Below are 13,525 nucleotides of genomic sequence, written 5' to 3' on the forward strand. Positions count from 1 at the left end.
TGTGCCCGAGCGAGGCGGATCGTGGCCATTGTGCGCGTTCACGGCGGCCGTGTCCAGCCATGCGAGAACTTCGGCCGCCGCTGTCGGGCTTGCGATTAGGATAATGATTCGTTGAGTATCGTGATGAACCGTTTGACGTGGAGGAAGAGCCGTGCCTACGTACCATTACCGTTGCAAGAGCTGTAACTACGATTTCACCGAGCAGCAGTCGTTCAGCGACGACCCGATCACCATCTGCCCCCAGTGCGGCAAGGAGCAGGTGCGCAAGGTGTTCTCCGCCGTGCCGATCGAATTCAAGGGCAGCGGCTTCTACCGCACCGACAGCGGCTCGGGTTCCAAGTCCAAGTGATCTGTCGCCGATCGGCGTCCGCAATGGCCGTGAATAGGGCGTGTTGTGGATAAACCGACCTTTCGACCACATACCCCTGTTTGGCTTGCGTGGTCGTGATTCATCCGTCATCATCGTGGGATGGTGACGGATTTTTTTGATTCGCTGGGCCGTTCGATCGGCCCGGCCCGAGGTCTGCGACGACGCAGATTCGCGTATGCGATGCGGCGGGCCGCGTGTGCGGCCGCGGCCGGATTGGCGGTGTTCGCCGCGCTGATGTGCGTGCTGGGCACGGTCGCCACGCGCACGATAGTGGTTGCCGCCACCGACATCGAGCGTGGCGCGGTGATCGAAGACGGCATGCTGCGATTGGCGGAGTGGCCGATCGGCGATGGCGACGTGCTGGGTGATGCGTTCGATTCGTTGGATGGACTGCGCGGGATCGCGCAGGTCGATATCGTCGCCGGGCAGCCGATGTATCGTCCGATGATTCGCGACCAGCCGACGATACCGGACGGCTTCACCGTGATCGAGGTACGTCTGGCGAGTGATGCGGATGCGCTGATGGCCGGCGATGAGATCGCGTTGGCGTCGGCGGCGGGATGCGGCGATTCGGGCGGCGATGGGTCGGGTGCCTGTGTGCTGGTGAAACGGGCCGTGGTGATGCGGCAACCGCAGAGCGGCGATGCCTCTCCGAGCGGGCGTGCCGGCGGGTATTCGACGGATACGACCACCGCGCTGGCCATGCCGGCGAATGACGCGTTGCGCGTCATGGCCTCCCAGGAGGCCGGTGCGATCGTGGCGGTGGCGCAGTAGCGGAATCGGCCTTCGGCCGACGCTGATTTGCCGGCTCGCGGCTTCGCCGCTCGCGAGTACCCCAACCCGGCGGCTTTGCCGCCACCCTCCCCTGAGAGGGGAGGGAAGTGCAAAAAAGCAAGTACCCACTCGACGCGGACGCCCAATCTCCCCTCAGGAGAGCAAACCCCGTACACCTCCCTCCCCCCTTTCAGGGGAGGGTGCCCGCGAAGCGGGCGGGTTGGGGTACTGCGACGCCAGCCGCCATCAGCACGCCCCTTCCCTTTCAGGAGAGGGCTCCGTCTCGGTAGGGGTTGATGCCGTATGTACCTCCCTCCCCTTTTAGAAGAGGGCGCTGTCTCGGTGGAGGTTGATGCTCTGCGCACTTCCCTCCCCTTTCAGGGGAGGGTGCCCGCGAAGCGGGCGGGTGGGGTACGCGGCGAAGCCGCCATCAACACAGCATCGCCACAATGCGGCGATCCCGTCTCATCGCTTGTCGTTGAAAATAGCCCAATGAGCTGAGCCGTCAAACAGACAGTCCAGTGGACTGTCTGTAGGCGAAGTGAGCGGATTGCAAGACAGGCAATCCGCGAAGGCCGCCTCATTGGGCTATTTTCATCGCTTGTCGTTGAAAATAGCCCAATGAGGCGGCAGCTCGCCGAGGATGCGGTTATCGTCGTCGGCGTTGCGCTGGGCGGTGGTGGTCATGTCTCCGGGTTCGAGCTTGACGCCGTCGGCGTCGAACAGCTCGGTGCCGTGGAACACGACGCGCTTGTGCTTGCGCGGGGTACGCCGGCTCGCATCATACGAGCCGGCCGACGGCTTCGACTGTTCGGACTCGCTCATCGCGTCTCCTGATACAGTTCGGTGATCCGCGCGACGATGCGGTCAACCTCCTTGTCGGGGTTGACGAACGCGGCCACGCTCCACACGGTCATCACGGACCAGCCAAGCGTCGCCAGGTTCTGCATCATCATGCGGTGGCGTTCGCGCGTGGATTGGGTGCCCATGAACTGCACGTCGTCGGTGAGCACGGCCAGCGTGAACGGCTTGCCGTTCACGCCGACGACCAGCGGAATACGCAAGCCACGGTCGTAGCCATAGTTGACGGCCACGTTCAGCCCGCGCATGCGCAGTCGCTCGGCCAGATCGTCGAACAGCACGTTGCCGTCCAGTTTCGCGCTGTCGGCCGAAACCGTGTCGTCGCCAAGCTGTTCGGCCCATGCCAGCACCGTTCCCAGCATCTGCGGGCCGGTCTGGTGAATGCGCTCGTTGTCCATGTCGGAGGCGAGGAACGTCGAGGTGATGTCCACGTCGCGGTCGGCCAACGCCAGCGCGTCAAGCAGCAGCCGTTCGCCGTTGGTGCGTTCGAGCGCGCCGAACTGCTGGAGCAGCCATCCGTGCGTGGTCTTCGCGTAGCTGATCGCGAGGATCACGTCCGTGGCCCGCGCGCCGGCGACTTCGGTGACGTTGATGATGCGCACGTGACGCAGGAACCGGCCCATCGTCTTGTCCCTGGTGGACAGCGACTTGAGTTCGGCGCCGAGCCGCGCACGGAACGAATCGGTGAGGCTGACGACGGTGAGCACGTAGCTGGCCGGCACGATGGTGAACGTGCCCGCACGCTCGGTGATGAGCCGCACGACCTCGTCGATCTCCTGCTGACTGGATTCGACCAGTCCGGAGCTCATGACCGGTACGCCGCTGCCTTCGATGTGGTGGAACCGCACATGGCCCTGCGAGACGGCGACATCATGGTTGACGGTGCCGTACCCGTGGGTTTCGAGGAACGCGGTGAGCTTGGGCGAACGCCGGACCGGATGCGTTCCGGCCTCGACGCCCGGCAGCAGCGAGATCAGACGGCCCAGCGCGGCGGACGTGACCGTGGCGCGGTGCGCAAGCACGACCACGTGGCGCACGCGCGACAGGATCGTCAGCAGCGAGATGGACGGCATATGCGCGCCCGCGTCGATGATGGCCAGGTCGGCGATCGGATCGGAACCGGTCAGCGACGCCAGCGTGGGCGGGGTGGCGATGAGGATCGGCTTCGCAGCGGCAAGGATGTGCCCGTAGTCGCGGTTCACGCGGTTGAACGACGCGCGCGACCCGGCGAGCACGGTGTGCATCTGGTTGGCCTCCTGCGTGTTCGCGAACAGCAGGTCGGACAGCTTGCGCATGGACTCCTGCGCGACCATCGGGCCGATCGAGCGCACATGCTCGATATCGACCTGCGCGAACCGGTCGGCCGCGCCTTGCATGGCGGAGCCGTCCTGGTTGGAGATGATCGCGGACGACTGCACGATGTTCTCGAACACGGTGGTCCACCATGCGAGCTGCAGTTCGCCGCTCACGGCTTCCGCGTCGACTCGGCGGTTGTGCAGGTCGTCGACGAGTTCGGTCAGGCCGACGGACTGGAACTCCTGTTCCAGCACGCAGCGCTCGGGCAGCGTGTCGAGCGCGCGGCGGTCGTCGTACAGCGCGTGCAGACGGGTTTCGACGTCGTTGAAGTCCACGGCGTCGATGTTGCCGCCCGCGGGGGTGGTGGCCAGCACCGTGTCGAGCGCGGTCATGCCGGAGGCGAGCGCCTCCTGCGTTTCGATGATCGTATCGAGCTTGGGCGGCAGCACGGGCCAACCGCCGTGGGGCACGAACATGTGCCACTGGTCGGCCTGCTTGGCGACGACCTTCAACGCCTCGTGCAGGTTCTCGACCTGTGCGCCCACGCGCAGCAGGCTCTTGGCCTCCTTGACGTGGCGGCGGCGTTCCCAGAAGCCCATCGACGTGCCTTCGGCTTTGCGCTCGGCCTTCGGCTTGCTCGCCTCGATCATCGAGTCGATGTCGCGTTCGAAGATCTCGGGCTGGAACACGTCGAGCACGCGGCGCAGGTTCTTGAGCACCATGACCTGCCGTCCCCATTCGCGGGCGGTGTTGGGTACGGGGAATCCGCACGCCTGTACGGTGGACGTGACCTGCTCGCGCGTGGCCGGCAGCAGCGTGTTCAGCAGATCGACCACATGCTGGTAGGCGTTGATCGCCTCCGTCTCGCTGTTGAGCGACGCCTTGTACCATGCGGTGTCTTCCGGTCCGATGGTGAATTCGCCGAGTTCGGCGGCGCGGCGCAGCTTGCCGGCCCATTCGTCGAGATTCGAGGCGACGGAGTGCGCGGTGGCCGGCTGCAGTCGCACGTGCGTGGCCGGATGAGTGGGCAGCGACGCGATGTTCGCAAGGTTCTGGATGGTCTGGTACGCGGAGACGCCCCACTGTTCGTTGGTGCCGTGCAGGTCGCCCAGGTATCGGGTCAGTCGCGAGCGCACGCCGACGAGTTCGTCGGACAGCTGGTCGAAGCGTGACGTGGCGACGCCGGGATGGAACCCGACCGCGGCGATGAGCTGATGGTCGATGTCCTCCGCGGCTTTTTCGCTGGCGATGTCGAGCATTTGCCCGCCCATCTCGCCTTCGCGCAGCGCCTGCTTGAACCGTCGCTTCTGATCGGCCACGCACGGCACGTACAGCACGGTGCGCCCGTTCATCACGCAGCGTGACGCGATCGCGGCGGCCTGATCGGCGCTGTCCTTGCCGACCTCGCTGTCGACGAACAGGCTGCGGCCGGTCGCGGCCATGTTCGCCGCATACCGGACCTTGTTGTCCACGTCGCCGATCTCGTATTCGGTATGCGGATCGGCGTCGAACGGACTGTAGTCGGGCATGGACGCGCCGGACAGCGAGTCGGCCGCGTCCTGGTATCCGGCGAGCGCATCGAGCAGCACGTTGCCGGTGTGTCCTGCGGCGAGCTGGTCGATGATGCGCTGGCTTTCGGCGAGCATCATCGAGGACGGGTCCACGAAACAGCCGACCACGATCTGCCGTTCGATCGTGAAATCGGGGAAGGCGACGGTCGCCAGGTCGCTGATCGCACCGAACACCGACGCCGTGTCAGGCGTGCCGTTCGCGTAATGCGAGCCGTCGAACAGGTCGTCCGCGTCGATCGTCACGTCATGCTCGCGCATGGCCGCCACGAACGCGGTGTTGAGTTCCACGCGACCGGTGAACCGGATCATGCTGTGCGCGCCGTTCGACTCGTCGCGCGTCACGTCCACCGGGTAGAGCAGCACGGGCATCTGGTTGCCGTCCCATGCGGCCACGCCCACGGCGAGCGACAGTTCGGATACGCCGCTGACCCGGGCGCGGGTGGCCTTGTCGTCAAGTACGCGGTCGATGCGGCGCACGGCGGCGCGCAGCATGGCGGTGTCGCGGAACAGCGCGTCGAGCGGCACACGGCTGGATGCGAACAGCTGGGCGATGCCGGAGGGGTGCGCGTGGGTCAGGTCGAGTTTGACGCTCAGCTGGCTGAGATCCTCCAGCGGCGAGGGGGCAAGGCCGTTGCGGTATTGCTCACGCCACGCGCGGATGTCGTCCAGCGCGACGTTCGGGGTGTTGTCGCTCATATCTGTCACTTCCCTACCGCGCTGCGGTATTCCTGATAGCCGGGGTTATCGGCGAGCGCCGCGTCGATGTCCTTGTCGCCGCGCGCTTCGAGCCAGCGGTACAGATCGTAGTACAGGGACGGGTTCATGGCGAGGAACGGCAGCAGTTCGGGACGGTTCGCCATGTTGAACTGGACCGAGTAGTCGGTGGTGTGCTTGGCGTCGTCCGAGGTCAGGCCGTCCACTTCCACGCTCGGCTCACTTTTACGGAACTCGCCTTTGGCGACACGGTCGAACACCGAGCCGGGTTCGAACGCGGGCGTGTAGGTCTGCGTCTCGCTCGCAGCAGCGGTTTCGCCGACGGGCTGCGTGTCCGGCTCGGCCTGTTCGACAGGCTGCGAAGTCGGTTGCGTGAACTGGGCATCGGACTGTTCGGACTGCGCAGGTTGCGTGGTGATCGGCTCAGACTGTGCGACCGGCTGCGCATCCGATTCATGATCGTCCGCGGCATCGTTCACCGGCGCGATGGTGACGACCGGCATCCGCTGGACGACCGGACGGGTCGCCTCATCCTGCTGTTCGGCCGACGCATGATCGAGCACGTCCGCGCTCGGTAGGTCCGGGGCGGTTTCGGGCGCGTTGGTCTGCGGCATCGGCTCGTCGAGCGACTTCGCCATCGCGTCGACGAACAGGTCGCGCGGCTCCTCGGTTTTGACCGGCTCGATGTGCAGCGGCACCGGCTTGGCGATCGCTTCGGGACGGTTCTCCTCCGACACCGGCGCGACCATCGGCGTGAAGCTCTGCCATGCCGCGGCACGCAGCGCGTTGGCCTTCTGCGTCACGCTGTTCGCGTTGAACGCGCTGGTCGGCTCGCCGGCGCGCAGGTCGAGAATATCGTCGACCGACATATCGGCGACGTCCGGTTCCGCGGACTTCTCGTCGTCGGTCGCGTACGTGAACAGATCGGTCACGGCCGGTTCCGGCTCGGGTTCCGCACTGTCTTCGACCTGCACGAAATCGATTGGCACATCACCGAACTGCATGCGCACCGCGGTCGTCGGCAGCGGAAAATCGATGTCTTCGGGAAGCCGGACCAGATGACCGTCGGCATGCACCAGATACGTGCCGTTCGTCGAATGCATGTCGCGCAGCGTCGCGGAACCGTTCGCCAGCACGCGCAGCACGGCGTGACGTTTCGACATCGAGCGGGTCTCGTCGGGGATCTCGAATCGCGGGGTGCCGTCATCCGGCAGCGGACGGATCGGCTTGCGGCCGATCTCCAGGCTTTCGGACGGCAGCACGCTCACCTGATCGCACCCCTTGACCTTGATCAGCCACCTGCGAGACCGCTGTACATCACTCACCGCGCAGCCTTCCTTTCTGCCTTCCGATACATTTCTGCCATTATGCTACGTGCCATTGTGTCATGGTTCTCTCGACATTGCGCGTTTATTCGCAAAAACCCCGCCTCCGCGCGTGCAGCGCGATGACGGGGTAATCGCAAAAGCTTGGTAATGTGCGGGTTTCACTCCCGCGTGCATTACTTGAGCTCGACGGTGGCGCCAGCCTCTTCCAGCTGAGCCTTGGCCTTCTCGGCGTCTTCCTTCTTGGCCTTCTCGAGGATGGCCTTCGGAGCGCCGTCCACCAGAGCCTTGGCCTCGGCCAGGCCGGCGTTGGTGATGGCCTTGACGGCCTTGATGACCTGGATCTTCTTGTCGCCGACAGCGGTCAGGACGACGTCGAACTCGGTCTTCTCCTCTTCCTCAGCGGCAGCGCCAGCGGCCGGAGCGGCAGCGACGGCGGCGACCGGAGCGGCAGCCTCGACGTCGAACTTCTCCTCGAAGGCCTTGACGAACTCGGAGAGCTCGACGAGGGTCATTTCACCGAAAGCTTCCAGCAGCTCTTCGTTGGTGTACTTAGCCATGATGGCTTCCTTTCATTCTGGCGGCGGCCTGCGTGCTCGTGCCGGCGCACCGTCTCAATGTTTTGTTTGTTTTCCGAATGGTTCATGCGGCGAGCCGCATGGGGATCAAGCTGCCTTTTCCTGCTTCTCGCGCAGGGCGTCGATCGTACGCACGGCCTTGGTCGGCAGAGCGACGAACAGGTACGCGGCCTTGGCGGTCGTGGCCTTGAGGTCGCCGGCGAACTTGGCGAGCAGCTGCGGGCGAGACATCATGTCCGCCAGCTTCTTCGCACCCTCGCCGTCGTAGACGGTGCCATCGGCATAGCCGCCCGAGATAACGAGAGCCTTGTTGGTCTTGGCAAAGTCACGCAGGACCTTCGCAGCCTCAATGAAGTCGCCCTTCACGAAGGTGATGGCGGTCGGGCCCTTGAGCAGGTCGTCGAGACCCTCAATGCCCGCTTCCTTGGCGGCGATACGCGCCAGCGTGTTCTTAGCCACAGTGTAGGAAGTATCGCGGCCTAGCTTTTCGCGCAGTTCGGAAACCTGCGGAACGGTAAGCCCGCGGTACTCGGTCAGGTAGACGGCATCGGCGTTACGGAACTGCTCCGTAAGCTGAGCGACCACCGCTTCCTTTTCGGGCCTCTTCATGGCGTTCCTTCCTAGATCGGCCGTTGATCTTCTCGGTTCGGAACTTCAAGCTGCCAGAGCAATAAAAAAAGCCCTGCGCACAGGCAGAGCAACATCCACCGCGTTTCGTCTTGGCGACTTGCGGCATCCCGCGAACGGGCACATATTTCTCAACCTGCGCTGGCTTGGCGAACCAAACTTCGTGGGATTTGCATCCCAAACCAACGGTCTGTGGTTTACGAATGAATAAAGTACGCCCGGGCCTTGACTTCCGTCAAACCCGGGCGTGTCGTCGCTATAAACGACCCCATGATTACGCGAACAACAGCAACATCAGCGATTATGCGAAAACGTAACATCCGCACAAACGAGCGTGGGTCAGGGATATATGATGTCCGGCCGTAAGACTTGGCCGAGCGGCCCGGAGCGTGCCGGACGTCATATATCCCTGACCCACGCGGTCACGAGATTATATCGCCGCAGTCAGCGAATCACTTCGTGTAATCCTTGTTCTTGCTCTCCTTGATCAGGAACAGGGCGACGAGCGCGAGCGCCGACATCACGGCGAGATACCAGCCCACGGACTGGACAGTGCCGGTCGCCTGCACGAGCGCAGTGGCGATGGTCGGGGCGAACGCTCCGCCGAGGATCGCGGCGAGGTTGTAGCTCAGGCCGGCGCCGGAGTAACGCACGCTGGTCGGGAACAGCTCGGGCAGGTACGCGCCGCACGGTCCGAACAGCGCGCCCATGCAGCAGAAGCCGACGCACAGGAACAGCATCACGGTGAACGGGTTGTGCTGCAGCGACTGCAGGGCGAAGATGCCGAACACGAGCGTGCACAGCGTCGCGGTGATGAGCACGGTCTTGCGGCCGAGCTTGTCGGCGTACAGGCAGGAGATGATGATGAAGATCGCGAAGAAGAACACCGACACCATCTGCATGGCGAGGTACTCGTTCTGGGTGAACGCCGGCTTCATGACCTTCACGCCGTAGCTGAGCGACCACGTGCCGAGCACGTAGAACAGCGAGTAGGTGATGCCCATCGCGAAAGTGCCGAGCAGCACTTCCTTCCAGTACGGCAGCAGGGCGCGCAGCGGGTGCTTGACGACGCGGTCCTCGGCGGCGGCCTGACGGAAGATCGGGGTTTCGGTCATGTGCAGACGCACGTACAGGCCGATGGCGACGAGCACCGCGGAGCACAGGAACGGGATGCGCCAGCCCCACGCCTGCATCTGGTCGGGGCCGAGCACGGTGTCGAGCAGCAGGTTCAGGCCGTACGCGCAGAAGAAGCCGATCGGGGCGCCGAGGTTCGGGAAGGAGCCGTAGAGCGCGCGCTTGTTGGCGGGGGCGTTCTCGGTGGCGACCAGCGCAGCGCCGGACCATTCGCCGGCAAGGCCGACGCCCTGGCAGGCGCGGCAGATGCACAGGATGATGATCGAGAACACGCCGAGCTGCTCATAGCCGGGCAGGCAGCCGACGAGGAACGTGGAGATGCCCATCGTCATGAGCGCGACGACCAGCGTGGTCTTGCGGCCGATCTTGTCGCCGAAGTGGCCGAACAGCATGGAGCCGAACGGGCGGGCGAGGAACGACACGGCGAACGTCAGGAACGCGAGCATGGTGCCGATGGCCGGGTTCGCTTTGGTGGCGCCCGGGAAGAAGATCGCGCCGAAGTAGCTGGCGGACGCGATGGAATAGCAGTAGTTGTCGTAGAACTCGATCGCGGTGCCGACCATCGACGCGGCGATGATCTCGGGCACTGAATCGCGTTTTTCCTTGTCGGTGGCGGCCTGCGCCACGGCGACGGATGCGGACATGATGAGTCTTCCCCTCTATACCTTCGATTGCGGCCGGCGATGAACTAGGCAACGGCCGCGCGAGAAACGCACCGGGTATGCGACATCCGCGTCAGGGGCTTTTGGCCAGCGGTGTCGCACACCGCTGTGCTGATGTATGAGTGTGGTCGATAACCGGTCATCAGGGATGGCTTTGACCACATAGTGAACGAGGGCGTTTGCGGTTCGTGTCACGCTCCGTCGATTTCGCTGGTTTTTGCGAAGGCGTGCGACGATATCGTGTCACACTTCAGCCGGATGGAGTCTCTTCGTCAATGTGTGACAGCGACGTTGTCACACTTCATCATTATGGCGGCGCATATCAAATACGTGACAAATCAGGATCAAACACAACCTTGAAATATCAACGGTTCCGTCATCGCACCCAACCGAATCAGCAGATGATGGCGACACAGCATTGTCATACTTATTACCAATAAGTCATTCTTGCGAATGTGTGACAAACCATCACGGCACACTTTGTCGCAAACCGTCCGTACGGGCAAAGCGTGACAACAGCACACGCAACAGCACACCCAATGTCAGCGCGAACCCTTCATCACCGAACGCGCCAGCTGCTCCACACTCATCGCGATCAACCGGAAATCGCACGCCACCCCGCGTTCCGCCAACTGCCGGGCCACGCGAAACGCGAACTCCGCGCAAGCCGCCCCGGATGACAAAGCGTCTGCCGTGATCTCCGTGATCAGCCAATCCCGAGCGCGCAGACACGAGCGCTTCTCCACATCTCGCCGCCACTGCCTGCGATCCGTGCGGTGATGGTCACCGTCGTATTCCACCGCGACCTTCGCATCGGGCCAAGCCAAGTCCAGCGTCATCGCCACGCCGGAATCGAACAACGCGCCCGGCACCGCATAATTCGGTACGGGGCGCGGGACTCCATGCCGCCGCAACGCCAGTATCGCCCTGCTTTCCATCGGCGAGCGCACGCCCGGCATCATCAGCGACAGGGCCGCCCGGCACGCGGGCTTGCCTTTGAAATACGGCATGCGATCAATGAACCCGACAAAATCAACCGGACCCGCCGCAAGGATCGACTCGCCCATCGCCACCAGATCGTCAAGCGGCACGTGAGCCGACAGCTGCGCCCATGTATGCCGCAGCTCCAGCGCATACACATTGGAGCGGATTCTCACCGCGCTCTCGTCCTCCAGACATTTCCACACGTGCGGCACGCAGGTCGCGGCTTTGGCCCGCACGCGTTTGCCGCCGGTACTGGACGTGGTGTGCAGCACCGTCATGTCGAGGTCGCACCGTGCCGGCAACGGGATGGACTGCAACGCGAGCGACGTGGTCATGCCGAACAACAGACGCTGCCTCAGCAGATTCGATTCGTCCACGCACCGCTGCACGAAGTCGCGACGGCGTTCCGCAAGACCTTGCGTCATCGTGAGTTCGGGAGTCTGATGCTGTTCCATATGCCGACCGTAGCGGATTGCCGATGATTGCGCATGTCGCGACATGGCTGATTGTGGATATGTGGATAACTCGACTTGCCCACGATGCGGAACGTGTTCACGAAACCTCCATGACTTGTGACGGTGCTATGGTGAGCGCGTTCGGCAAAACGGACGCAGGGCGAGTCGCGATTCTCGCCGGGGCTGATCGATGGGTGACTGATGATGCCTGTGCATACGCGCGTTTGCACAGGGGATGCGCAGTCACGCATCACGCGCTACGTGTGCGGTATTACGGTTCATGGCACGGCATGATATGGCATGACTGGCCGTGGATGATGATGCTGGTGCATACGCGCGTTTGCATGGGAGAGGTGCCGCTGCATCACGCGTCGCGGGCATATTGCATGCATCACGCCGCGTGCCGCGCATACGGCACATCACGCACCGCGCAGCCCCTAACAACCCACGAATAAGGAAGCAGAGATATATGGAGAAGTTCTTCCATTTGAAGGAGAACGGCACCACCGTGTCCACTGAGGTCATGGCCGGTCTGACCACGTTCTTCGCGATGAGCTACATCATCGTCGTCAACCCGCTGATCCTGAGCCAGACGGGCATGCCGTGGGGCGGCGTGTTCCTCGCCACGATCATCGCGGCCATCATCGGCACGCTCGTCATGGGCCTGTTCGCCAACGTGCCGTACGCGCAGGCCGCCGGCATGGGCCTGAACGCGTTCTTCACCTACACCGTGTGCTTCGGACTGGGCTTCTCCTGGCAGGAGACGCTGTGCATGGTGTTCCTGTGCGGTCTGATCAACATCATCATCACCGTCACCAAGATCCGTAAGATGATCATCCAGGCGATCCCGGAGACGCTGCAGCACGCGATCGGCGGCGGCATCGGCCTGTTCGTCGCGTATGTCGGCATGCTCAACGTCGGCCTGATCAAGTTCACGCCGGGCGATCCGAAGGCCGCGGCCAAGGGCGGCGCGGTCGCCGCGACCCCGGGCCTCGCCGCGTTCAACGACAAGGTGCTGTGGGTGTTCCTCATCGGCCTGCTGCTCGCCATCGTCTTCACCGTGCTCAAGGTCAAGGGCGGCATGCTGCTCGCCATCGCGATCACCACGGTCGTCGGCATTCCGTTCGGCGTGACCAACTTCGGCAAGTCCGTCTCGATCGGCGAGACGTTCTCCCAGCTGCCGCAGACCTTCGGCGTGATCTTCACCGGCGCCGGCTTCCCGGCCCTGTTCTCCGACGTGGCTCGTCTGCCGCTCGTGATCGTCACGATCTTCGCGTTCTCCATGTCCGACACGTTCGACACGATCGGCACGTTCATCGGCACCGGCCGTCGCACCGGCATCTTCTCCGAGGCCGACGAGAAGGCCCTCGAGAACGGCTCCGGCTTCTCCTCGAAGATGGACAAGGCCCTGTTCGCGGACTCCATCGCCACCTCGATCGGCGCGATCTGCGGCACCTCGAACACCACCACGTACGTCGAATCCTCCGCGGGCATCGCTGCGGGCGGTCGTACCGGCCTGACCTCCGTGGTCGTCGCGATCTGCTTCGCGCTCTCCGCGTTCCTGTCTCCGATCATCTCCGCCGTGCCGTCCGCCGCGACCGCGGGCGTGCTCGTGATCGTCGGCTGCATGATGGCCGCCTCCCTCAAGGAGATCGACTGGAACGACATCACCGAGGCTATCCCGGCGTTCTTCGCGGCCGTGTTCATGGCGTTCTCGTACTCGATCTCATACGGCATCGCCGGCGGCTTCATCATGTACTGCATCGTGATGACCTGCAAGAAGAAGGCGAACAAGGTGCACCCGGTGATCTGGGTCGTGGCGATCCTGTTCGTGCTCGACTTCATCCTGAACGCGGTGCTGTGATCTGCTGATCGCATGACTAATCCCCGTGGGAGTTTTCCTGCGGGGATTTTTGTATGGTTGCGCATGTCTGCGGGATTATCCATATGGCTGATTGGAAGGCCATACATCAGCGGTGATCGGAAGATGTGCGAGGATGGATGTCACGCTTCGCTGAATGCTCATATATTCGGCCGAGTATGACCTGATGTTGTGTCACTGATGTGACCTGGTTTTTGTTCCGTGTTTTATCTCATTGATGGGAGACTAGGAACATGACCGGAAAGACTCGTTATACGAAGGAGTTCCAGGCGAGGGCGCTCAGGCTTCTGGA

The 13,525-nt window shown here is 63.4% G+C and carries 10 protein-coding genes; 3 read left to right on the forward strand and 7 right to left on the reverse strand.

Annotated elements, in window-relative coordinates; all coding sequences use genetic code 11:
- Nucleotides 1-151: 151 nt before the first annotated feature.
- Both AC1A0G_RS11245 and AC1A0G_RS11250 read left to right on the forward strand, forming a co-directional pair.
- Nucleotides 152-349, forward strand: coding sequence for an FmdB family zinc ribbon protein (locus tag AC1A0G_RS11245; RefSeq protein WP_476529781.1), 198 nt, complete (start codon nt 152-154; stop codon nt 347-349).
- Between the two features lie 123 nt (nt 350-472).
- Nucleotides 473-1,144, forward strand: coding sequence for an SAF domain-containing protein (locus tag AC1A0G_RS11250; RefSeq protein ID WP_476529783.1), 672 nt, complete (start codon nt 473-475; stop codon nt 1,142-1,144).
- A 594-nt stretch (nt 1,145-1,738) separates the two neighbouring features.
- On the opposite strand, the gene AC1A0G_RS11255 is transcribed toward AC1A0G_RS11250, so the two are convergent.
- The 7 genes from AC1A0G_RS11255 to AC1A0G_RS11285 all read right to left on the reverse strand — a co-directional run bounded on the left by AC1A0G_RS11255 (nt 1,739) and on the right by AC1A0G_RS11285 (nt 11,351).
- A complete protein-coding gene (locus AC1A0G_RS11255; protein ID WP_476529785.1) occupies nt 1,739-1,969 on the reverse strand; it encodes a hypothetical protein in 231 nt (76 codons plus the stop codon).
- Complete coding sequence (locus AC1A0G_RS11260) at nt 1,966-5,568, reverse strand: helicase (protein WP_476529786.1); 3,603 nt, start codon at nt 5,566-5,568, stop codon at nt 1,966-1,968. Before AC1A0G_RS11260 ends, AC1A0G_RS11255 begins: the two co-directional genes overlap by 4 nt.
- A 5-nt stretch (nt 5,569-5,573) precedes the next feature.
- Nucleotides 5,574-6,911, reverse strand: coding sequence for a variant leucine-rich repeat-containing protein (locus AC1A0G_RS11265; RefSeq protein ID WP_476529788.1), 1,338 nt, complete (start codon nt 6,909-6,911; stop codon nt 5,574-5,576).
- A 176-nt stretch (nt 6,912-7,087) separates the two neighbouring features.
- Nucleotides 7,088-7,471 (reverse strand): 50S ribosomal protein L7/L12, encoded by a 384-nt coding sequence (gene rplL, locus AC1A0G_RS11270; protein WP_150353962.1) that lies wholly within the window; start codon nt 7,469-7,471, stop codon nt 7,088-7,090.
- Nucleotides 7,472-7,576: 105 nt separating this feature from the next.
- Nucleotides 7,577-8,098 carry a 50S ribosomal protein L10 gene (gene rplJ, locus AC1A0G_RS11275; RefSeq protein WP_219058457.1) on the reverse strand — a complete coding sequence of 174 codons (522 nt, stop codon included), beginning with the start codon at nt 8,096-8,098 and terminating at the stop codon, nt 7,577-7,579.
- Between the two features lie 470 nt (nt 8,099-8,568).
- On the reverse strand, nt 8,569-9,894 hold the full coding sequence (locus AC1A0G_RS11280) for an MFS transporter (RefSeq protein WP_476529790.1): 1,326 nt from the start codon (nt 9,892-9,894) through the stop codon (nt 8,569-8,571).
- 560 nt (nt 9,895-10,454) lie between these two features.
- The gene (locus AC1A0G_RS11285) at nt 10,455-11,351 is read right to left on the reverse strand and encodes a hypothetical protein (RefSeq protein WP_476529792.1); all 897 of its coding nucleotides are present in this window, start codon (nt 11,349-11,351) and stop codon (nt 10,455-10,457) included.
- A 469-nt stretch (nt 11,352-11,820) separates the two neighbouring features.
- Between AC1A0G_RS11285 and AC1A0G_RS11290 the strand changes: the two genes are divergently transcribed.
- Nucleotides 11,821-13,215, forward strand: coding sequence for an NCS2 family permease (locus AC1A0G_RS11290; protein ID WP_476529794.1), 1,395 nt, complete (start codon nt 11,821-11,823; stop codon nt 13,213-13,215).
- The last annotated feature ends 310 nt before the right edge of the window (nt 13,216-13,525 follow it).

Source organism: Bifidobacterium sp. LH_230 (genome assembly GCF_056357555.1).

Bases quoted from the DNA above. Each gene is read 5' to 3' on its own strand.
- rplL (WP_150353962.1), bottom strand. From the start codon at position 7,471: ATGGCTAAGTACACCAACGAAGAGCTGCTGGAAGCTTTCGGTGAAATG.
- AC1A0G_RS11280 (WP_476529790.1), bottom strand. From the start codon at position 9,894: ATGTCCGCATCCGTCGCCGTGGCGCAGGCCGCCACCGACAAGGAAAAA.
- AC1A0G_RS11255 (WP_476529785.1), bottom strand. From the start codon at position 1,969: ATGAGCGAGTCCGAACAGTCGAAGCCGTCGGCCGGCTCGTATGATGCG.
- rplJ (WP_219058457.1), bottom strand. From the start codon at position 8,098: ATGAAGAGGCCCGAAAAGGAAGCGGTGGTCGCTCAGCTTACGGAGCAG.
- AC1A0G_RS11285 (WP_476529792.1), bottom strand. From the start codon at position 11,351: ATGGAACAGCATCAGACTCCCGAACTCACGATGACGCAAGGTCTTGCG.
- AC1A0G_RS11260 (WP_476529786.1), bottom strand. From the start codon at position 5,568: ATGAGCGACAACACCCCGAACGTCGCGCTGGACGACATCCGCGCGTGG.
- AC1A0G_RS11290 (WP_476529794.1), top strand. From the start codon at position 11,821: ATGGAGAAGTTCTTCCATTTGAAGGAGAACGGCACCACCGTGTCCACT.